Raw genomic sequence first — 20,773 nt, forward strand, 5'->3', positions numbered from 1 at the left:
CATCTCGATCAAACTGAATTTTGGTGTTCCCGATGCTTTCGCAGCACGCGCTGCACTGTCGAGCGAGATACACGAAATAGACTGGCGAGCTGGGCAGGGGAGCCTTGCCCGGCTTCTGCCTTGGCGATGATCTCGGCGCGTTGCTGGCCCGTCAGGCTTGGCCGGCGTCCAAGGTGTCGCCCTGCGCTGCGCGCGTGCGCCAGCCCGCTCATGGTCCGCTCGCGGATCATGGCGCGCTCGAACTCGGCGAACGCACCCAGCATCTGCGTCATCAGCCGGCCTGGCGCGGTGGTGGTATCGATAGCCTCGGTTAGCGACCTAAAGCCGGCACCGGCCGCGGTAATTGCCTCCAGCGTGAACAGAAGGTCGCGCAGAGAACGTGATAGCCGATCAAGCTTCCACACCACCAGCACGTCGCCGGGCGTCAACGCGCCGATCGCACGCGCCAGCTCGCGACGATCAGCCTGACCGCCCGACGCTTCCTCCTGATAGATCGGATCGCATCCCGCGTTGGTCAGCGCTCGGAGCTGTGGAGCAAGGTCTTGGGTGTCGCCGCGGGACACCCGCGCATAGCCAATTTCCATGCCTGCATTCTGACACGGGTTTCTGACACCTGCAAACCCTTGGAAAAGCGAGGGCAGTGAGCCGGTGTCACAACCGGACGTGGCTGTTGAAAATCTCGCGTTCGAATTGATGTTGCGCGATTAGGGCACTGAGCGCTCTTTCAGGCCCCATTCGGCTGGCGTGTGTTAAAAACCTATCGAACGATCCCGATTTGATGCGCCGGCCCGCCGGGGGGATGGCCGGGCCGGCGCCTGCAGCTGGCTTAGCGACGGGGGAGCTTTGCCAGGGCAGCCTTGTAAGCCGCGTAATGCGTGCCTTCGTCGACCGCGATCTGGCGGAACATCTGCGCCACCTTCTTGTCGCCGGCCGCTTCCGCCTCCTTGGCGAAATTCACGTACATCGTGACATTCTCGTAGTGCTCGCCCTTCATGGCATCTTCGAGGTTCACATTGTTGCTGCTGCCGAGCCGCAGCGCCTGCGCTTCGCGATCGAAGTGCTCGTTGGCCTCGACGTTGGCCGATGCGCGGAAGAGCTTGGCGAGTTCGGGCTTTCCCGCCGCCTGCGCCTGGTCGGCGTACCGCAGATACTTCAGGTTGGCATAAGCCTCCCCGTGCATCGCGGCTTCGAGGTTCGCCCGCGTGCTGGCGGCTAGCGGGCGGGTCGGCGCCGACGGCGCGGCGGTCACGCTGACGGCGAAAATGGTCGCGGCACCGGCGGCAGCGACGATCAGGGACTTCATCATGGTCGATACTCCATTGCCGCCGGAAGTGCGGCTGCCCCGCTATCGACCCCGGTCCTGACGACGACCTGACAGGTCCGCGGCAACCGCATTCTCGAGCCGTCGGAAAAACTCGCTGTGCCGTCAGGTTTCGGTCAGGCGGTGCTGCGATCTCCCGGTCATCGAGGCTATCCCGCCTCTGACAGGAGCTCGTTCGATGATCCGATTTGCCCCCTTGAAGGTCGCAGCCTTTCTCGCCGCCGTCGCAGCTGCGCCGATGGCGATGGCGTCGCCCGTCTGCACCAAGGCGCCTCAGGCCAAATGGATGACGCCGGCACAAATGAAAGGCCGCATCGCCAAGATGGGCTATCGCGACGTCAAGGTCTTTCAGGTGTCCGGCAGCTGCTACGAAATCTACGCTCACACCAAGGACGGCAAGCGCGCCGAAGTCTATTTCAACCCGGTGAACGGCGCGGTCGTTCAGAACAACGTCGACTGACGATGAGCCACGTCGCTCCAGCGGCTCCTTCCCGAAACCCTGCTCGCAACCGCGGCAGGGTCAAGGTCTGGGACCCGATCGTCCGCATCTTTCACTGGACCGTGGTAGGAGGTGTGATCGCCAACCTGACGTTCCTTCGGCATGAGGAGCCGCCGCATATCTATGTCGGCTACGTTGTCGTCACGGCGCTGGCGATCCGGCTGATCTGGGGTGTTATCGGCCGGCGTCACGCGCAATTCGCCAGCTTCGTGCCAGGCCCGTTCGTGTTGCTGCGCTATTTTCGCGCGCTGGCTGCCCGGCGCGAGCCGCGCTACATCGGGCACAACCCGGCCGGAGGCGCAATGATCGTCGTCCTCATTGTCCTGCTGGCGACGGTGGGGACCAGCGGATGGATGATGGGGCTCGACCAATTCTGGGGTGTGGGCTGGGTCGAGACGTTGCACGAAACCGCCGCCAATGTTCTGATCGGCGCGGTAGCCCTGCATGTCATCGGTGCGATCGTCGAGAGCGTGCGGCACCGGGAAAACCTGCCGCTGGCGATGGTCACTGGCTACAAACGTGCACCAACGGGGACCGACATCGACCATGCGCCTGCTGCTGATTGAAGACAACGCCCGGCTCGGCAGCCTGGTTCGGGACGGCCTGATCCCGCAGGGTTTCGCGGTCGATTGGGTCGAGACCGTCGAGGACGCCGAGCTGGCGATGAAGGTGGCGACATATGACCTGCTACTGGTCGACCTTGGCTTACCCGATGGAGACGGCTTGGACATCGTCCGCCGTTCCCGCCGGGACAAGAATGCGACGCCGATCCTTGTCCTGACCGCGCGAGGTGGCCTCGACGATCGCGTCACCGGACTCGACGCGGGCGCTGACGACTATCTGGTGAAGCCGTTCCAGATTCCCGAGCTCGCGGCGCGGTGTCGTGCCCTGCTGCGACGACCCGGGGCGTCGCTCGGCACCCAGCTCGCCGCGGGCAACGTCGTGCTCGATTGTGCCTCACGGTCGGCCGACGTGGGCGGCGTCGCGATCGACGCGACGCCGCGTGAAATCAACCTGCTCGAAGTTCTGCTCCGCCGCGCCGGACACGTCGTCGCCAAGCCGGCGCTTGAGAATACGCTATATGCGATGGACGCCGAGGTAACGCCCAACGCGTTGGAAGCGGCAGTATCGCGGCTGCGCAAGCGCCTGACCGCCGCCGGGGCGGACGTGCAGGTCCGCACCGTGCACGGCGTCGGCTATGCGCTGTTCGCGCCAAGCGTATCTGGTGAATAGGATGGATGCGGTTCGGCCAAGGCGACGGCCCCCTACGCTGTTCCGACAGATTGCGGCGCGTCTGGCGGCGTTCACGCTGCTGTTCGCAGCACTCGACGTCGGGATCGTCGTGTTCACCTACAGTCGCCAGCCCGAATCGCTCGCGCAGGAATTGCTGACGCTTGAAGCGACGAAGGCTCAGGCAGGCGGCGTGCTGTCGCCCGACCTGCTAACCGGACCGCCGGGGGCCGAATCCTGGTCCGCGCGCTATGTCGAACCGGGATCACCCGAACTCCGGCGGGTAGGGGAAACCGGGATCGACGGCGCGTCAACCCTGGTCGACTGGACGCGGCGCGAACAGACTCCTCGCGGCTATCGGATATCGGGCGTTCGCGCGATCGATCGCGGCGAGGAGCGGCGATGGCTGGCGATGCAGTTCGAGGGCGACGGCATCCGCCCCTATGTGCCGGTGATCGTGAACGAGATCATTCAGCACGTGATGCTGCCGCTGATCCCGTTGTCGCTGTTGCTGTTGCTGTTCAACGTCTTCGCCGTCCGCCGGGTGCTCCAACCGCTCCGCCATGCCGAGCGCGAAGTGGACGCGCTGGAACCCGACAACACCCTGCTTCGCCTTTCGGAGCCGAGTGAGCCGCGAGAGGTCAACACGCTCGTCAGTGCCGTCAATCGGGCGCTCGGTCGGCTCGATGCAGCGATGGCGACTCTGCGGGAGTTCACTGCCAACGCCGCACATGAGCTGCGCACACCGTTGTCGATCATGCAGCTATCGCTCGATCGGCTCCCCGCAGGCAAGCAACGGGACGAACTGCAGGCCGATGCGCGGCACCTGACCCGTCTCGTCGAACAGATGCTCGATCTCGCCCAAGCCGATGCGCTGGCCCTCGATGGCCACGTTGCCATCGATATCGCCGACATCGGCCGGGACGTCGTGGCCGCGATGGCGCCAAAGGTGTTCGCGGCGCAGCGTGATCTACGTTTCGAGAGCTTCGGCGACACCGCGGCGATCGGGCACCCGGAAGCGATCTTCCGCATCTATCGCAACCTGATCGACAATGCGCTGTCACACGCGCCCGGCGTCACGCCCATCGACGTAAGCGCGGGACCCGGTCCACAGCTGACGGTCCGTGACTACGGGCCGGGGATTGCAGAGGTCGATCTTCCGCACGTGTTTGACCGCTTCTGGCGCAAGGATCGCCGCAGCTCTACCGGAGCGGGCCTAGGCCTTGGCATCGTGCAACGGTTGACCGAAGCGCATGGTGGAACGGTCAGCGTCGAAAACGCGACAGGCGGGGGTGCTTCGTTTCGCGTCCGACTCGAGGTCTAGACTTGAAATTACGGGAGCCATCGCTTTCGTCAGCTGTTCGTCAGGCCCGTGCCGCAACGCACCTGGCGTAGCTACATCGCTCCATCATCCCTGCACTGCTGTCCGGAGCCAAATACAATCCAATTCCCGCCCACTCGGCGGCTCACCGAGTTCGACATACTTTAGGATAGCCAATGACGACCGACGCCATCGATCACGCGCCAGGAGAACATCATCTCGTCCACCGTACAGGCTGGCTTCGCGCAGCGGTGCTCGGTGCCAACGACGGAATCATTTCTGTTTCAAGCCTGATCGTCGGTGTCGCAGCCGCGCCAGGCTCGACTGCGAGCACAGTCCTTGTTGCGGGGGTAGCAGCATTGGTCGGGGGTGCACTGGCGATGGCGGCGGGCGAATATGTTTCGGTCAGTTCGCAGGCGGATACCGAGAACGCTGACCTTGCGCGGGAATCGGCCGAGTTGGAACGTTCGCCCGTGACCGAAACGCGGGAACTGGCCGCAATCTATGAAGGGCGTGGCGTCGAGCCGTCGCTAGCGATTCAGGTGGCCGAACAGATGATGGCACATGACGCTCTGGGAGCGCATCGCCGTGATGAGCTTGGCCTTGCTGACGACGGCGCATCGCAGCCGATGCAGGCCGCGGTATCCTCGGCCTTGGCATTTGCCGCCGGCGCGATCCTACCCGTGATCGCTGCATTAGCACCGCGTAGCGCTGTGCTTTATGCGGTACCAGCAACGGCATTGGTGCTGCTTGGCGTGCTGGGTGCGCTTGGAGCGAAGGCGGGCGGCGCCCCGATCGGGCGCGCCATGATCCGGGTGGTTTTACTGGGTGTCCTTGCGATGGGGATGACGGCCCTTATTGGGGCTTTCACCGGGGCGGTGGTTTAAAAGCTTTTCGTTGCCCGCGGCGATGCGACACTAGTCCGCACCGCTACGTCCCGAAAACGAGTAAGCAAACGCATCGCCACCCACGCCTATGGTCAGCCCCCCCCTTTCGCAAAGCTGATCGTATCCGGCACCACGCTAATTTGTTGCCGAAGTTTCCCGAAGCCTCCACCGTAACTGTCTTTGGCCGTGAAGCGACGGGGCACTCACAGCGCACACCAACCGCCAGAAAAACGACCGGTTTTCTGGCGATTGCTGTTTTTGCCTCGTCCCCCCTGCCTTGTGGTCGGAATACCCGTTGCGGAAACCACCAGCACATTGCAGGGTGTCAGATATCTTTTCTGGCGGGGTGGCGATGCTCATCGGATATGTGAGGGTGTCCAAGGCTGACGGATCGCAGACGCTGGCACCGCAGCGCGATGCGCTGCTCGCCGCAGGCGTCGATGCCTCGCGCATTTATGAGGATCTCGCGTCGGGTCGTCATGATGCACGTCCCGGCCTGACTGCCTGTCTCAAGGCATTGCAGCCCGGCAATACACTGGTGCTCTGGAAACTGGATCGCCTCGGACGCGACCTGAGGCATTTGGTCATCACCGCCGAGGCGCTGCGTGAGCGCGGCATTGGGTTGAAGGTGCTGACCGGCGCCGGCGCGCAGATTGACACCACCACCGCCAACGGCCGCCTGGCCTTTGGCATCTTCGCCGCTTTTGCAGAGTTCGAGCGCGAGTTGATCGCCGAGCGCACACAGGCCGGCCTTGCCGCGGCACGCGCGCGGGGGCGCATGGGAGGGCGACCCCGCAAGATGGACAAGGCAACGCTGGCGATAGCGATGGCCGCCATGTCCGATCGCAACGCGATCGCAGCCGATGTCGCGCGCCGTCTCGGGATGACGACGACGACACTCTATATGTACGTGAACGGTGACGGCACGCCCAAGGCGCCGGGCCAGGCACTGCTCGACGGTGTGCCATACCGCAAAGAACGGCTGCAAGCCGCGTGATAGATCACGCCGCGCCTCAGCGATCAGGCATATCGTCGAGCAGGCGAGGCGATCACGTCGTGTTCAATCGACCGGGCCGAGATCGCAGCCGGCGTCAGCGCTGCGGGGACGCATACTCCCCGGCGCGGCTTGCCCGTCAGCCGCTGGGGTCGCGCCAGGACCATCAGATTCATCACCGCCGCGCCGATCAGGAACTCCTCTTCTGCTCCGCGAATGCCGCGCAGGTGAAGCCGTCTCATGCCATGCTTGCCCTTGGCGTCGGCGAAGAACCGTTCGACCCCGCGCCGCAACCGCATAGACCGCTTGTAGAGCCCGGTTTCCACTTCGGCTCTGGCAAGATCGCGGACGTCCTCATCGTCCAGCCGAACCAGGGTACGACGCCGCGCCGTCGTGCATTTCTTCCGAAGCACGCACGCCTCGCAGTCACGCGCATCGGCTGCATAACGGTGTACGCCGGTGGGCAGATGGAAGGCGTGGTGCCGGAGCGGCTTTCCGGTCGGACAGGTAAAGCTGTCAATGTCACGATCATAGCTGAAGGCCGTTCGCGGCAGCTTGCCCTTGGTCTGTTGCGTACGGTCGATTACCGGAATGTGCGGGATTGCGCCGTGATCCCTTACGAAGCCGAGGAAGTTGGCGCTGCCATAGGCTTTGTCGGCCGCAACCCGCTTGGGACGATAATCAAAGCGATCGGCCGATCGCTCGAGCATGACGCGCCCCGCATCAACTTCCTCCGCGAACCGAGCCGGTGTCGCCTTCACATCGAGAGCGACGCCACTCGGGGTGTCGACCAGCGCATTCAGGGCGTAGCCGAACCGGCCACGCACCGTTCGCGCCGACCAAGCCGCGGCAGGATCCGTTCGAGAGACGCCTTGGCAGCTTTTCGAGCGCGCCATTTCAAAGACGGCATCTCCTGTGTCGTGCACCCACTCCCTAACCGCGCGCGACGCGTTGGCGACATACGGCAGGTAGCCAGGAACGGTCTTGCGCTGCCAGCTCGCATCAGCCGCTATGAACGATGCATCGATCGCGGCGTCTTTTCCGCCAATCAGTCCTTCACTGATGCAGCGTCGGACCGTGCTTTCGAACAGGATCCGGAACACGTCGGCATCGCGGAAACGACCGTGCCGGTTCTTGCTGAACGTCGAGTGGTGCGGAACCTTGTCTCCCGGCGCGAGACGGCAGAACCAGCGATAGGCCAGATTGTAGCGCAGCTCCTCACACAGGCGCCGTTCGGACGTGATCGCGTAAATGCGGCCGACCAAGGCCATGCGGATGAGGAGTTCGGGATCGATCGATGGCCGTCCCCTTGCGCTGTAGTGACCGGCCAGTGCCTGTCTCAACTCGCCGATGTCGAGACATCGATCGACGCGACGCAGCAGGTGGTCTGTGGGCAACATGGCTTCTACGGTGCGGGGGGACGCCCCTTCCCGCTTACCGCGACAGGCTGGTCCCATCATAGCGACGCTCCTTTCGGCAGGGGTGAAACGAAGGAGCAACCCGGCATGTCCGGCATTTTTCAACAGGCCCGGACGGTTGTGACACCAAGGAAGCGGGTGGAATGTCCAAGTGACACTCCGCGCGACAAAGGTAGTTGGTTCCAATGCGCGCTGTCCGGCTCCTCTTCGCCAACGCCACTTCGCCGTACCCATTTGCGCGGTGATGGCGGCGAGCGCAAACGACCGCCAAGAAATAATCGCGGCACGGTTCGGCAGCGCCGCTTTGCCGCAGCTAATGGTTTGCACTCTTTGATCTTGATAAGACGCTCAGGTCGCTGCGGAAAGCCGCGGCAAACAGGGCTATATCCGAATGCATGACCCGAACCGGCGTCTCGACGCCATCCTGAACAATACCACAATGGCGATCTTCATGATGGACGACCGCCAGCACTGCGTTTTTATGAACCACGCAGCCGAGGAGCTGACGGGGTATACCCTGGAGGAAGCATCGGGCCGTCCGTTGCACGACGTCGTGCATCACACCCGCCCTGACGGCAGCCATTATCCGTTGGAGGAGTGCCCGATCGATCAGGCGTTTCCGGAACGCAATCGGATGCAGGGGGAAGAAACGTTCGTCCACAAGGACGGGCATTTCTACCCCGTCGCTTTCACTGCCTCGCCCATTCTGGGGGACGGTGGAAAGCCGGAGGGCACGATTATCGAGGTACGCGACCTGACGGAAGAGAAGGCGCGTGAGGCTGCGTTGAAAGAAAGTGAGAGCCGCTTCCGTAACATGGCCGACCATGCACCGGTCATGATGTGGGTGACCGATCAAGCGGGATTTTGCACCTACCTCAATCGTCGCTGGTATGAGTTCACCGGACAGACGGAAGCGGAAGCGGAAGGGTTCGGCTGGCTCGATGCTACCCACCCGGACGATCGCGGATTGGCAGAACAGGCATTCCTCGACGCCAATGCGGTCCGGGCAGCCTTTCGAGTCGAGTACCGGCTGCGACATGTATCCGGCGCCTACCGCTGGGCGATCGATGCCGCGAGCCCTCGCTTCGGGGATGGCGGCGAATACCTCGGCTATGTCGGCTCCGTTGTAGACATCGACGAACGCCGGAGGACCGAGAACCGGCTGCACGAGAGCGAAGAGCAGTTGAGGCTCGCCACCGAGGCCGCCGAAATCGGGTTATGGGACCTCGATGTCGAAACCGACACGCTGTTCTGGCCACCCCGCGTCAAGGCGATGTTCGGCATCTCCGCAGATCGTCCGATCAGCATGGCGGACTATTATGCCGGTCTCCATCCTGACGATGCAGATCAGACCGCTGCGGCCTTCGCTGCCGCGCTCGATCCTGACAAGCGTGCCCTTTACGACGTGGAATATCGCACGATCGGGCAGGAGGACGGCGTACTGCGCTGGGTCGCTGCCAAGGGCAGGGGCATCTTCAATGATAACGGACACTGTACCCGTGTCATAGGAACCGCGATCGACATCACCGAGCGCAAGCAGATGGAGGAGGCCCTGCGCGACGTGAACGCGACCCTGGAGCGCCGCATCGGCGAAGAGATCGCCCGTCGATCGGCGACGGAGGAGGCGCTGCGGCAGGCGCAGAAGATGGAGGCCGTGGGGCAGCTGACCGGCGGCATCGCACACGACTTCAACAATCTGCTCACCGTCGTCACCGGCAACATCGACATGGCGGGCGGAGCGTTGACGCGGGCCGGCTTCAGCGACGCTAAGGTGCAACGCGCGCTGGGCAACGCATTGAAGGGGGCTGAACGAGCCGCAGCACTGACACAGCGGCTGCTGGCGTTCTCGCGGCGGCAGCCGCTCTCACCGCGGCTGCTCAACCTCGACAAAGTCGTAGGCGGTGTGTCGGAGATGCTTAACCGCACGCTCGGCGAGCAGGTCAGACTGGAAGTGATAACGAGTCCGGGTCTGTGGACGGTTGAAGCCGACCCCAATCAGCTCGAAAGCACCATCATCAATCTGGCTGTCAATGCGCGCGACGCGATGCCCAAGGGCGGCAAGCTGACCATCGAGACGGCCAACGTTCGACTAGACGAGGAGTATGCCGCAGCTCACGCTGAAGTGGCGCCTGGCCAGTATGTCGTGCTGTCCGTCACCGATACCGGCTCCGGGATGAACAAGGAGACGGTCGCCCGAGCGTTTGAGCCATTCTTTACCACAAAGGAAGTCGGAAAAGGCACCGGGCTTGGCCTGTCGATGGTGTACGGCTTCGTCAAACAGTCAGGTGGGCACGTAAAGGTCTATTCCGAGGAGGGCGAAGGCACCACTATCAAGGTATATTTCCCGCGTTTGCTGAGCGGCTCGGCAGAGCAGGAAGAAATTGCAGCTTCCAATCCGGATCGGGCGGGGGGACATCAGCTCATCCTAGTCGTCGAGGATGATGACGACGTGCGTGCCTATTCCGTCGATTGCCTGCGCGACCTAGGCTATCGTGTGGTAGAGGCGCATGATGGTCCCACCGCGTTGCGCGTGCTTGGCCGTTCCGAGCAGCCGCCTGATCTGCTGTTTACCGATGTCGTGATGCCTGGCATGTCAGGCCGCGAGCTGGTGGACGAAGCGCGCAAGCTGTTCCCGAAGCTGAAGGTGCTTTACACTTCAGGTTACACTCGAAATGCGATCGTGCATGGCGGACGCCTTGATGCTGGCGTGGAACTGATCGCAAAACCGTTCAGCCCGGTCGCGCTCGGCCAGAAGGTGCGGGACGTTCTAGACGCCGGCACCACGAAGCGCGTTCTTCTAGTCGAAGGAGATGCCACAATCCGGCTGCTGGCGTGCGAGGCCCTGGCTGATAACGGCTTTGTCGCCGAGGAAGCGGCGAACGCCGTCGAGGCGCTCGGCAAGGTCCGTGTTTCTCAAGGACACTACCATGCCGTAGTGATCGATTGTGACTTGTCCGATCAGGTTGGCGAGATGCTGGCGAACGAGATACGCGCACTCTACGCTGATCTGCCGGTCGTTCTTCTGTGTGATCGCCCTGAAATTCTGGAAGATAAATACGGTACTGACCGCTGCACGTCCGTTTTGGCCAAACCTTTCAGGGTGTCAGCGCTGAAAGACACCTTGAACGATGTCGCTGCGTCCTGTCAGATAGCTCATCAGGTGGAAGACTGAGGATGCAGGGGTCAGTGACCGCTATGTCGGCGAGCGAACAAACGGCGGTGTTGCTTGCGCGAAGAGCGCTGGCTCTGGTCGACGATGCCGGACAGGGGGACAGCACTTTTGCAATCCATCTCTCACATGCGCTCGACAGCGTAGGCGGACACGGCGGAACCCAATCTGAAGCAGCGAATGCCTGGTCAGTAGACGGCAGCATCACCGTCGAGCAAGCGCGTCACCAACTCCGCAATATGCTCACGATCGTGTCCGCGCTGGTCAACCAGTCGCTAGACGGCGACGAACTGACGATCGTATCGGCACGCGAAGCTGCCTCCCGGATAGCTATGCTAACGCGGATCAGCGATCTCCTGCTTCAACCGCAGACGCAGCTGAATGATCTGCACACGCTCGTGACGCTAGCCCTTACCGAAGGTGGCACAGGTCGCATCCGGATCAGCGGCCCTGCCTTTCCGGTCGCACCGAACAATGCAGCTTCACTGGCGTTGGCACTTCACGAACTTGAGGTGCACGCCCTGCGCTGCGGTGCGCTTAGCACCCGGAACGGATATGTGGAGGTCAGCTGGACAATCACCTCGCCCGATGAATCTTACCTCTCGCTTCAGTGGGCAGAGCGCAACGGGCCCGCAACAGCGCCGCTCGACGACGCCTTCGGCAGGCGCCTGCTGACAACCGCGACGCCGCGGCGTTTGCGCGGTGAGGCTAGTCTTGACGAGCTTCCCACTGGCCTCGTCTGGTCACTTCATGCGCCTGTGACGGCGTTACGCTGCTGACGCCGTCAGTGCCGGTCCGTTGATTTGGCATCAGCTTGCTCCACCAGCGCCTCGACGGCAGCCGCGCTGATTCGCTCGGCTGTCCTCAGCGCTGCCTTGGGCGTCAGGGCGACATCGACTGAGTCCGGGCCTTTCACGACTACGATGCCGTGACTCGTCTTCGCCTTGGAAGGCTCGTCGAATACCTCTTCCATCGCCGCTCTCCTGATCGGTCAACTACGCTGCTATAATAGCGTGTATCTATCAGAGTTTGAACGAATTTCAGATTGCTTGAATCGGCCAATGACAGGCGGATCGCATGGCCATACATTGCAAGGTCAACAGTCTACCAGCGCGCGTATCGTTTGCCTCATGCAGTTCGTGGAGCAGGTCATGGCTCACTATCGCCTGTACGTACTGAACGATCACGATAAGATCGCGGAAGCGACCGACATACAGGCGCGTGATGATACGCATGCATTCGAGGTCGCGGAAAGGGTGCGGAACGCTCAGCCTCTCGAGATCTGGCAGGGAACACGCCTCGTCGGCAGATACGGTCGTCACATCGTTTGACCCGGCGAACAATCAATTCCTCCGCCGAATTACACGCTATGCGGATGGGTCTTGAGGTAAAGATACTGCGGATTGAATCTCGCGGCGGCATGTAGCGCCGGGACATTCGGTATCATCAATTGCATATGCGAAAGCACGACTAATCCCTGCTCCCGCAACTCCCGGAGCATCCGGTTGACGTGAACAGCTGTCAGACCCAGCACATCTCCGATATCCTCCTGGGTCAGCGGAATTTCGCAACCGCTACCCTCTGCCAGTCCGGCCTGGCCGACGCGCGCATGCAGTTCGCAGAGAAGATGCGCCAGTGACCGGGCCGCATCTTTGGAGTTCAGAAGCCATGTTCGCAACACGGCTTCCTCGATAAGCTTGGATCGCCATAGAGCCTGACCGAGACGAGGCTCCGATCGAAGAGCTTTGTCCAGTTCGCTTATATCAATTTTGCCGATCTCGCACGTGGTAATCGCAGTGACGGAGTGATCCATCACAGCACCGCTCATGGCATGAATCCCGCAAAAGTCACCGGGCATTAGAATGCCGGTGATTCTGCGCGATCCGTCAGTTCTCAGGCTGTACCGGGCAGCCCACCCCTCCAAAACTACACAGAGAAAACTCGGCCGCTCGCCGACGCTAATGATATCCCGGCGCCGCTGATACGTCTCTGATACGTAGCTTAGGCGGTCCAATATGGCATGTTCGCCTTGATCGAGTTCAATCAAGGTCGAAAGTTTGCGATGAAAAGCTGAGTGCATGCCGCTCCTCTCGGCCTTATCGAGGCAGAAAAACGTAACGGTATAGAAACAAAATGCAGCTGAAACCGTTCCCGATCGTTGCGCTCGTCTCTGTTTACCCGCTGCTACATGCGCAGGCGTACGCAAGTTCCGTTGATGCAAAAGAGCACTACGGGGTGAAGGATGATGGCACAGCGGTTACCGGCAAAGTTCCGGCTGTCACCCTCGGCTTTTGGCTCATCAAGGTGTTGGCGACGACGCTCGGCGAGACGGGCGGCGATACGTTGAGCATGACGATAGGTCTGGGGTATCTGGTGGCTACGGCGATCTTCGCAGTGCTGCTGAACGGCTTCGTGGCGGCGCAGGTTACCGCCCGCCGCTTTCATCCGCTGCTCTACTGGGCAACGATCATCGCCTCGACGACAGCCGGTACGACGGTGGCGGACTATACCACCCGCTCGCTTGGGATCGGCTACGCGGGCGGGTCGATGTTGCTCCTGGCGCTCGTCCTGGGCTCTTTTCGCGTGGCGGACGATGCTGGGGCGCATCGATGCCGATGCCATCACAGATCGGCGTGCCGAATTGTTCTACTGGCTGACGATCGCCTTTTCGCAGACGCTTGGTACGGCGCTCGGCGACTGGCTCGCCGATACGGGCGGCCTCGGTTATCTCGGCGCCGCGGCAATCTTCGGTATCGGTCTAAGTGCCGTGGCGCTGCTCTACTACCGCACAATGATCAGCCGCGTGCTGCTGTTCTGGGCGGCCTTCATCCTCACCCGACCTCTGGGCGCTGCGGTAGGTGATTTCCTCGACAAACCGCTCGACAAGGGCGGTCTCGATTTCTCACGGCCGTTGGCCACCGCAGTGCTGGCGGCAGCGATCCTGACGCTCACCCTGGCCTTGCCGCAACGTGCCGGTCGTCATGGCCAGGCTCAGGCATGACGCCGCAATCTGAGTTTCAGACAGAACGGGGGGCGGTGAGAGGATGGTCAAAATCGTAGCGCTTTGCCAATTGACCATCCCATACGAGACATCTTGGGGTGTCATTCCGGCCCCGACCGTACCAGCCACCAGCGACGCATTTTTCAAAAGCTCCGGACCGTTTTGACACCGCTACGCACGCCCACGCCGGATGGCGAACGCTTTCGATGATCACTGGTTCGGCTACCCATATCCCTCTAGAAGAGAAGACAATGAGGGGAATACCGCATGGCTGAAAGTACATCTGACCGGCGTGTGGTCGCTTCAACCGGGATCGATGGCCTGGACGACATCCTCGTCGGCGGCCTGACCCGTGAGCGCATCTACCTCGTCGAGGGTACGCCCGGGACCGGCAAGACGACACTTGGCCTGGGCTTTTTGCTGGACGGTGCTCGTGCCGGCGAAGCCGGTCTCTACGTCACGCTGGCAGAGACGCAGGTCGAGCTCAACGCCGTCGCCGAGAGCCATGGTTGGTCTCTTGGCGATATCGATGTCGTCGAGATGGTGCCGGCAGATGGCCTCGGCGAGGACCAGGAGCAAACGCTTCTCCACCCGAGCGAGGTCGAACTTGGCGAAACCGTGCGAGACATCATGGCGAAGGTCGATGCGATCAAGCCTTCCCGTGTCGTCATCGACAGCCTTTCCGAACTGCGTCTCCTCGCCCAGACGCCCGTCCGCTATCGCCGACAGATACTGGCGCTGAAGCACTTCTTCGCGTCCCGGCAGTGCACGGTGCTGCTGCTCGACGACAAGAGCGCCAGCGGCAGCGATCTCCAGCTCCAAAGCATCGCCCATGGCGTCATCATGCTGGAACAGACGCTCTCCGGTTTCGGCGCCCAGCGCCGACGCCTCCATGTCGTCAAGATGCGTGGCATCCGCTTCCGCGGCGGGTATCATGACTTCGAAATCGAGCGGGGAGGCCTGTGCGTCTATCCGCGCCTCGTCGCGGCCGAACACGGCAATAGCTACGATGACGAACCCGTCTCGACGGGATCGGATCAGCTCGACACGCTGCTGGGCGGCGGGATCGTGCCCGGCACGGCGACGCTGCTGGCGGGGCCGGCGGGGGTCGGAAAAACCACCGCGACTGTCCAGATGATGGCAGCCGGTCTGCGGCGGGGCGAGAAGGCCGCATACTTCCTTTTCGACGAACGGCTGCCGACGCTGCTCAAACGATCAAAATCACTCGGCATGGACCTGGAACCCTATGTCGAGGAAGGAGTGCTCGACATCCGGGGCATCGACCCTGCCGAACTGTCTCCCGGCGAATTTGCCGGGGCCGTGCGTGATGCGGTCGAGAAGTCCGGCGCAAAGATCGTCGTGATCGACAGCATAAACGCTTACCTGCAATCGATGCCGAACGAGCAGCATCTCGTGCTGCAAATGCACGAGCTGCTGAGCTATCTCGGCCAGAAGGGCGTAATCGCCATCCTGATCCTCGGCCTGCACGGCGTCACCGGAGACATCAGAGCGGATGTGGACCTCAGCTATCTTGCCGACACGGTCGTGCAATTGCGCTATTTTGAAGCGCATGGTGAGGTAAGACAGGCGATTTCAGTCATCAAAACGCGCACTGCGCGGCACGAACGGACCATCCGGGAGTTCCAGATTACAGGGCACGGATTGTCGGTCGGTGAGACGCTACGCGACTTCCGCAATGTTCTGACGGGCGTCCCGACGTTCTCGGGCGAGGGATCGAAGCTGATGCAGCAGGATACGGGCACAGCGACGGAGCCGACTGACAGCCTGTGAAGAACCGGCTTCTTATCCTTGCCCCACGCGGTCGCGACGCAGAGGTCGCGGCCAGGCTCTTCGGTCAGAACGACATCGCGGTCCTGGTCTGCCGGGACATAACGGCATTGCTTGAGGCGATCCGTATCGGTGCCGGCGCGGTCATGCTGACGGAGGAAGTTCTTTCCGCTCTCGACGCCGACAGGCTGGGAGAATGGATCGCCGAGCAGCCCGCCTGGTCGGACCTGCCCTTCATCGTGCTCGCTAACGGTCATCGCGCGCCGCGTAGCGAACGGGCACTTCAACGGCTGCAAACACTCGGCAACACCGTATTGCTCGAACGTCCGCTGCATGCCGAGGCGATGCTGGGCGCCGTGCGATCAGCGCTCAAAGCTCGCCTGCGTCAGTATCAGATCCGCGACTTTGCGATCGCGATGGAAGCAGCCGTTCAGGATCGGACTGCGCAGCTGGCACTGGCGCGTGACAGTCTGGAGTTTGCGCTGGATGCCGCCGACATGGGTAGCTGGGACATCGATCTGGCTACCGGCATCGCCACCCGAACTTTGCGTCACGATCGTATCTTCGGATACGAGGAACCGGCACCGGAGTGGAACGTGGCCATCTTCCTCCGCCACGTTGATCCCGATCAGCGGGCGATGGTCGCGGCACAATTCGATGCCGCGGTATCGACAGGTAACATCGATTTCGAATGCAGCATTCTCGCCAAGAATGGCGACCGGCGCTGGATCGCAGCCAAGGGAAGGATGCGCTACGCGCCTGACGGTACGCCTGTCCGTATGACCGGTGTCGTATCGGATATTACCGACCGCAAGGAGGCCGACGCGCAGCTTGCCCAAGCGCATAAAATGGATGCGATCGGTCACCTTACAGGCGGCGTTGCACACGACTTCAACAACCTGCTCACCCCGATCGTCGGCAGCCTCGATCTCCTTCGACGACGCAGCAAGGAAGACGAGAAGACGCAGCGGCTCATCGGGAACGCTATGCAGGCGGCGGAGCGTGCCGCCACGTTGACGCAGCGGCTGTTGGCCTTTGCTCGCCGGCAGACGCTAAAACCGCAGGCGATCGATGTCGGGGCGCTGATCGAGGGCATGTCCGATCTGCTCAAGCGATCACTCGGCCCGTCGATCTCGATCGCATTCGAGTTGCCTCGGCACCTTCCCCCCGTCCGCGTCGATCCGAACCAGCTCGAACTCGCGCTGCTGAACCTGGCGATCAATGCCCGCGACGCCATGCCGGGCGGTGGCAAGCTGACGATCACGGCAACGAGCGTCGTTGCGGGCGATCGCAATCTGCTCAGCCTTAATGAGGGCAACTATGTGCGGATCACCGCAACCGATACGGGCATCGGCATGGACAAGGCGACGCTGGCGCGCGCGACCGAGCCCTTCTTCTCGACCAAGGGCGTCGGCAAGGGGACGGGCCTCGGCCTGTCGATGATCCATGGTTTAGCTGCCCAATCGGGCGGCACGCTACGAATCGAAAGCGAGCCGGGGAAGGGAACTTCGATCGCCATCTGGTTGCCGGTGACGGACGAAGCCGTCATCGCAGTCGATGGCGGTTCCGCCGAACCTGCTCACGCCCGTCATGCTGCCAGGATACTGCTCGTCGATGATGAGGAGATCGTGCGAACGGCGACTGCCGAAATGCTTCGCGATATCGGGTACACCGTGACCGAGGCGAGTTCGGCTTCACAAGCTATGGCGGCGATCAAGGGTGGAATCGAGATCGACGGCATCGTCACCGATTACCTGATGCCTGGCATGAACGGCGCGCAGATGATCCAGGAGCTCCGGCAAAGTGGCTTTCGCGCGCCCGTACTGCTTATAACCGGCTATGCCGCGAAGGGAGAGGATGTGCCGCCCGGCGTTCCGGTTCTCGCAAAGCCGTTCCGACAATCCGACCTGGCTCGTAACATGAACGAGATGCTACAACAGGTATCCGAAGGGATGCAGCTAAGGGTCGTATAACCGAACGGCTCTGACGCTTGGCTGGCGTCAGGCCGTAGATGTTTGCCGCATCCGTGATTAACCTTCGGAATGCCTTCAAAAACTCCGTTCCGACCCGACAACCATCGTCCAAGCGACGGCTATTGCCGGGCTGCGTGGGAAGCGGTCTGCCGATCACAGGCCGTGATCGAGTTCGACACCGCAGGGGTCATTACCTGGGCGAACGATCGCTTCCTGTCGCTGATGGGATACGGATTGGGCGATCTCCTAGGCCATCATCATCGAATGCTCTGCGATCCGGCTTATGCGGCATCGCCGGAATATGAACGCTTTTGGGCTGAGCTTCGGCGCGGCGAGTTCGAACAGGGCGAGTTTGCTCGCCGCCGCGCTGACGGGTCGGAAATCTGGATGCAGGCGACATACAACCCGATCTTCGATCAGGAGGGCGTGATCCGGCGCGTCCTCAAGGTAGCAGCGGACGTGACCCGGCAGGTGATGCTGGAACGGGCTCTGCTCGCAAACCAGGCCGCGATGCATGAGACGATGGTGGAGCTTGGCGCAGTCGTATCCGGTATCACCAATATCGCTGGGCAGAGCAATCTTCTTGCCCTGAATGCGAGCATCGAGGCGGCAAGGGCAGGCGACGCCGGCCGCGGTTTTGCCGTGGTCGCGACCGAAGTGAAGAAACTGTCGGGAGATACCAGGGAGGCGACCCAGCGTGCGAGCGACATGCTGGCTCGCCATGAAGCCCTCACCTTGCAGGCTCGCGGGCGCGAACGACCTCTTAAGGACTGATCGGGTCAGTGGGCGGCATGGTTCGCCATGCGGCGCATGGCGGCGACGATTTCCCGATGGCGGACCGGTTTGGAAAAAAATACTGTCCGAACGGGCAGATCAAGGTCAGCCTTGCTGAAGCTGGCTGCGGTCAGAATGATCTCGATAGGCGGCCAACGATCCCGGATCGCTGCCGCGATCTCGATGCCTTTGATGCTCCGAGGCATGTCGAGATCCATGTAGACGATCCGGATATCAGTGCGCGTCTCAAGGATATGGATCGCATCCTCGATATTCGTTGCCTCGACCGCTTCAAATCCGGCGTGTTCGACCATATCGATCGCTTCTATCCGCAGGATCGGTTCGTCTTCGATGATGAGCACCGGATGGCGCGACAATGGCTGTGACTGACCCATACGCTTTACTCTTCCGTCCCTCAGGCCTGCTGAATCTGGGCAAGGGGCGCACTCATCTCGACTGTAAGTCCCTGATCGCCATAACGCAGTTTGACGCCGCCTGATCCGCTCAACCCCATGCGAATGAGTCTCGATCCGAAACCGCGCGAGACAGGCTCGACCGCCGGCGGCCCGCCCCTCTCCGACCAGCTCACCTCCAGCATGTCCACGCCATTAATGCGCCGCAGCCCCCAGACGATGACGACTTCGCCCTCCGGTACGCTGAGCGCGCCATATTTAACGGCGTTGGTCGCCAGCTCGTGTAGCAGCAGCGACAGCGACATTGCCGTGCGGGAGCTGATCCTAAGCTCCGGGCCGGATAATCTGATGCGGGTGGCGGGAAAACTCGCCAGAGCAGAATGCGCCACCACCTCGAAATCGGCGGCTTCCCAGCTTCGCTTCATCAGCACATCGTGCGCAGACGAAAGTGCCTTCAACCGATTGCTGAACTCATCGAGCGCCCCCTGATCCGCCTTGCCGACCAGCGTATGCATCGCGATCGCCTGAACGACGCTGAGCGTGTTTTTGATGCGATGCGCCAGTTCGCCGTTCAATACCTCTTCCTGTTGCGCGGCACGCAACCGTTCGACCGCCTGTCGAACACGGAAGGCGATGTCGCGGATGAACGCGAGCTCAACCGGACCCCAGTCACGCGGCACATCGGAGCTGACATAAAGGAGAGCGACGAACGCACCACGCTCGATCACAGGGGCATTGACGAAGGCACGTGCGCTTCTGGCTTCAAGCGCCTCAGCGTGGTCGCGGGTACGCAGATCGGTCCGGCAATCGCGCACTATCACGGTGCGGCCTGCCTTTAAATCGTCGATGTAGCTACCAAAGTCGCGGAAGCGAAGCGTACCTGCGAGCGTCTGTGCGGCCCCGCTTGTCCAATCCTGCTCGACCGTGATCGTTTCGGCATCCGCATCCGCATCACCATAGCCGACGAGTTGAACGCCAAGCGTCTCGCCGATGATGGTGCTGGCGGCGAGGGTGATGTTCTCGACGCTTGCCTCCTGCTGCAACCGATCACCCAACGCTATCAACGCTCGTTGCCGCTTCTCGTGGAGAACACGATCCGTCACTTCGGTAAAGATGACGGTAAAATGGTCGCCGCCGGCGTGCTGCGCCACACCGTCATACCAGCGGTCGAGCGTGCCCACCTGACGCGTGAAGCGGATCGGCTCGCCGGCGTCGGCGATGCCGGCGAACTCCTTAACCCAACTGTCCTCGATCCCGGGGAACACCTCCCGGATCGTCCGGCCGACCGCGCAACCGCGCTCGATCCCGACGAGGTCGTACCAGGCGTCGTTTACTTCCTCATAGCGCCAGTCAATGACGCGACCTGTCTCGTCGCGCACCAATTCAGCAAGGATGAAGCCTTCGCGCAGCGTGTGGAAAATTCTGCGCCATCTGGCTTCGTTGCGACGCAGCCGCTCGACCGCTTCGTCACGGTCACGCTCGGCCAGCACGCGCCCGGTGGTCTCCACAGTGACGTTAAGCAGGCCGGCCACGTCGCCGCTCTCATCCTCGACGGGAGAATAGGAGAAGGTCCACCAAGTCTCTTCGGGGTAGCCGTTGCGCTGCATGGTGAGCGGCATGTTCTCGAACGTCGAGGTTTCACCGGCGAAGGTACGATCGACCAGCGGCGCGATTTCGCTCCAGATGTCCGACCACGCCTCCCCGAAGGGTGCGCCGAACGCTTGCGGATGGCGAGCGCCCAGCATCGGCACATAGGCATCATTGTAGAGGAAGGTGCGCTTCGGACCCCACGCGAGGCACATGGCGTGGCCGGATGCCATCATCATCTGGATCGCAGTGCGCAGGCTCTGCGGCCAATGAGCAGGGTCGCCGAGAGGAGTAACCTTCCAATCATAGGTTTGGAGCAGGTCAGCCATGCTCCCGCCACTTGCTACACGATCCCGCCGTTCCGTCACGCCGCTGCCCGCACGTTTGTTGGTGTTAAG

The 20,773-nt window shown here is 62.1% G+C and carries 18 protein-coding genes and 1 pseudogene; 12 read left to right on the plus strand and 7 right to left on the minus strand.

The window, feature by feature from the left end; all coding sequences use genetic code 11:
* Positions 1-8 precede the first annotated feature (8 nt).
* Both RF701_RS17495 and RF701_RS17500 read right to left on the minus strand, forming a co-directional pair.
* The gene (locus tag RF701_RS17495; protein ID WP_308815813.1) at positions 9-584 is read right to left on the minus strand and encodes a recombinase family protein; all 576 of its coding nucleotides are present in this window, start codon (positions 582-584) and stop codon (positions 9-11) included.
* A gap of 242 nt (positions 585-826) precedes the next feature.
* Entirely contained in the window at positions 827-1,306 is a 480-nt protein-coding gene (locus RF701_RS17500) for an acyl-ACP desaturase (protein WP_051693705.1), read from the minus strand.
* A gap of 193 nt (positions 1,307-1,499) precedes the next feature.
* Here RF701_RS17500 and RF701_RS17505 point away from each other — a divergent pair, with 193 nt between their 5' ends.
* From RF701_RS17505 to RF701_RS17530, 6 genes are all read left to right on the plus strand, one after another.
* Positions 1,500-1,781: a PepSY domain-containing protein gene (locus RF701_RS17505; protein WP_038069681.1), complete on the plus strand. Its 282-nt coding sequence runs from the start codon at positions 1,500-1,502 to the stop codon at positions 1,779-1,781.
* Between the two features lie 2 nt (positions 1,782-1,783).
* Complete coding sequence (locus RF701_RS17510; RefSeq protein ID WP_038069678.1) at positions 1,784-2,386, plus strand: cytochrome b/b6 domain-containing protein; 603 nt, start codon at positions 1,784-1,786, stop codon at positions 2,384-2,386.
* Positions 2,367-3,053: a response regulator transcription factor gene (locus RF701_RS17515; RefSeq protein ID WP_066707257.1), complete on the plus strand. Its 687-nt coding sequence runs from the start codon at positions 2,367-2,369 to the stop codon at positions 3,051-3,053. Before RF701_RS17510 ends, RF701_RS17515 begins: the two co-directional genes overlap by 20 nt.
* 409 nt (positions 3,054-3,462) lie before the next feature.
* A complete protein-coding gene (locus RF701_RS17520; protein ID WP_308815814.1) occupies positions 3,463-4,374 on the plus strand; it encodes a HAMP domain-containing sensor histidine kinase in 912 nt (303 codons plus the stop codon).
* Positions 4,375-4,547: 173 nt separating this feature from the next.
* Positions 4,548-5,258, plus strand: a complete 711-nt coding sequence (locus RF701_RS17525) for a VIT family protein (RefSeq protein WP_038069674.1) — start codon at positions 4,548-4,550, stop codon at positions 5,256-5,258.
* A gap of 352 nt (positions 5,259-5,610) precedes the next feature.
* The gene (locus RF701_RS17530) at positions 5,611-6,255 is read left to right on the plus strand and encodes a recombinase family protein (protein ID WP_038069700.1); all 645 of its coding nucleotides are present in this window, start codon (positions 5,611-5,613) and stop codon (positions 6,253-6,255) included.
* A 23-nt stretch (positions 6,256-6,278) separates the two neighbouring features.
* On the opposite strand, the gene RF701_RS17535 is transcribed toward RF701_RS17530, so the two are convergent.
* Positions 6,279-7,712, minus strand: a complete 1,434-nt coding sequence (locus RF701_RS17535; RefSeq protein ID WP_211250652.1) for a transposase — start codon at positions 7,710-7,712, stop codon at positions 6,279-6,281.
* Positions 7,713-8,061: 349 nt separating this feature from the next.
* Between RF701_RS17535 and RF701_RS17540 the strand changes: the two genes are divergently transcribed.
* Together RF701_RS17540 and RF701_RS17545 are read left to right on the plus strand one after the other, a co-directional pair.
* Positions 8,062-10,842 (plus strand): PAS domain S-box protein, encoded by a 2,781-nt coding sequence (locus tag RF701_RS17540; protein ID WP_082824910.1) that lies wholly within the window; start codon positions 8,062-8,064, stop codon positions 10,840-10,842.
* 23 nt (positions 10,843-10,865) lie between these two features.
* Entirely contained in the window at positions 10,866-11,618 is a 753-nt protein-coding gene (locus RF701_RS17545) for a sensor histidine kinase (protein WP_197462284.1), read from the plus strand.
* Between the two features lie 5 nt (positions 11,619-11,623).
* Here the strand turns inward: RF701_RS17545 and RF701_RS17550 are convergent, their stop codons facing one another.
* A complete protein-coding gene (locus RF701_RS17550) occupies positions 11,624-11,812 on the minus strand; it encodes a hypothetical protein (protein ID WP_308815815.1) in 189 nt (62 codons plus the stop codon).
* Positions 11,813-12,199: 387 nt separating this feature from the next.
* Complete coding sequence (locus RF701_RS17555) at positions 12,200-12,919, minus strand: Crp/Fnr family transcriptional regulator (protein WP_308815816.1); 720 nt, start codon at positions 12,917-12,919, stop codon at positions 12,200-12,202.
* A gap of 155 nt (positions 12,920-13,074) precedes the next feature.
* On the opposite strand from RF701_RS17555, the pseudogene RF701_RS17560 reads away from it, so the two are divergent.
* The 4 genes and pseudogenes from RF701_RS17560 to RF701_RS17575 all read left to right on the plus strand — a co-directional run bounded on the left by RF701_RS17560 (position 13,075) and on the right by RF701_RS17575 (position 18,375).
* Positions 13,075-13,840, plus strand: a pseudogene (locus RF701_RS17560) (hypothetical protein).
* Positions 13,841-14,107: 267 nt separating this feature from the next.
* On the plus strand, positions 14,108-15,631 hold the full coding sequence (locus tag RF701_RS17565; protein WP_308815817.1) for an ATPase domain-containing protein: 1,524 nt from the start codon (positions 14,108-14,110) through the stop codon (positions 15,629-15,631).
* Positions 15,628-17,601, plus strand: coding sequence for an ATP-binding protein (locus RF701_RS17570; protein WP_308815818.1), 1,974 nt, complete (start codon positions 15,628-15,630; stop codon positions 17,599-17,601). The genes RF701_RS17565 and RF701_RS17570 overlap by 4 nt, the downstream gene beginning before the upstream one ends.
* Positions 17,602-17,763: 162 nt before the next feature.
* Complete coding sequence (locus tag RF701_RS17575) at positions 17,764-18,375, plus strand: methyl-accepting chemotaxis protein (protein ID WP_308815819.1); 612 nt, start codon at positions 17,764-17,766, stop codon at positions 18,373-18,375.
* Between the two features lie 5 nt (positions 18,376-18,380).
* On the opposite strand, the gene RF701_RS17580 is transcribed toward RF701_RS17575, so the two are convergent.
* Both RF701_RS17580 and RF701_RS17585 read right to left on the minus strand, forming a co-directional pair.
* Positions 18,381-18,770: a response regulator gene (locus tag RF701_RS17580; protein WP_062126997.1), complete on the minus strand. Its 390-nt coding sequence runs from the start codon at positions 18,768-18,770 to the stop codon at positions 18,381-18,383.
* Between the two features lie 20 nt (positions 18,771-18,790).
* Positions 18,791-20,704: an HWE histidine kinase domain-containing protein gene (locus tag RF701_RS17585; RefSeq protein WP_308815820.1), complete on the minus strand. Its 1,914-nt coding sequence runs from the start codon at positions 20,702-20,704 to the stop codon at positions 18,791-18,793.
* Positions 20,705-20,773: the final 69 nt, after the last annotated feature.

It is taken from the genome of Sphingomonas sp. GV3 (genome assembly GCF_031082075.1).
GTDB classification, from domain to species: Bacteria; Pseudomonadota; Alphaproteobacteria; order Sphingomonadales; family Sphingomonadaceae; genus Sphingomonas; species Sphingomonas beigongshangi.

Coding starts and splice junctions, on each gene's coding strand:
- RF701_RS17545 (WP_197462284.1), top strand. CDS start 10,866: ATGTCGGCGAGCGAACAAACGGCGGTGTTGCTTGCGCGAAGAGCGCTG.
- RF701_RS17555 (WP_308815816.1), bottom strand. CDS start 12,919: ATGCACTCAGCTTTTCATCGCAAACTTTCGACCTTGATTGAACTCGAT.
- RF701_RS17520 (WP_308815814.1), top strand. CDS start 3,463: ATGCAGTTCGAGGGCGACGGCATCCGCCCCTATGTGCCGGTGATCGTG.
- RF701_RS17540 (WP_082824910.1), top strand. CDS start 8,062: ATGCATGACCCGAACCGGCGTCTCGACGCCATCCTGAACAATACCACA.
- RF701_RS17565 (WP_308815817.1), top strand. CDS start 14,108: ATGGCTGAAAGTACATCTGACCGGCGTGTGGTCGCTTCAACCGGGATC.
- RF701_RS17585 (WP_308815820.1), bottom strand. CDS start 20,704: ATGGCTGACCTGCTCCAAACCTATGATTGGAAGGTTACTCCTCTCGGC.
- RF701_RS17510 (WP_038069678.1), top strand. CDS start 1,784: ATGAGCCACGTCGCTCCAGCGGCTCCTTCCCGAAACCCTGCTCGCAAC.
- RF701_RS17550 (WP_308815815.1), bottom strand. CDS start 11,812: ATGGAAGAGGTATTCGACGAGCCTTCCAAGGCGAAGACGAGTCACGGC.
- RF701_RS17495 (WP_308815813.1), bottom strand. CDS start 584: ATGGAAATTGGCTATGCGCGGGTGTCCCGCGGCGACACCCAAGACCTT.
- RF701_RS17525 (WP_038069674.1), top strand. CDS start 4,548: ATGACGACCGACGCCATCGATCACGCGCCAGGAGAACATCATCTCGTC.
- RF701_RS17515 (WP_066707257.1), top strand. CDS start 2,367: ATGCGCCTGCTGCTGATTGAAGACAACGCCCGGCTCGGCAGCCTGGTT.
- RF701_RS17505 (WP_038069681.1), top strand. CDS start 1,500: ATGATCCGATTTGCCCCCTTGAAGGTCGCAGCCTTTCTCGCCGCCGTC.
- RF701_RS17530 (WP_038069700.1), top strand. CDS start 5,611: ATGCTCATCGGATATGTGAGGGTGTCCAAGGCTGACGGATCGCAGACG.
- RF701_RS17535 (WP_211250652.1), bottom strand. CDS start 7,712: ATGATGGGACCAGCCTGTCGCGGTAAGCGGGAAGGGGCGTCCCCCCGC.
- RF701_RS17580 (WP_062126997.1), bottom strand. CDS start 18,770: ATGGGTCAGTCACAGCCATTGTCGCGCCATCCGGTGCTCATCATCGAA.
- RF701_RS17500 (WP_051693705.1), bottom strand. CDS start 1,306: ATGATGAAGTCCCTGATCGTCGCTGCCGCCGGTGCCGCGACCATTTTC.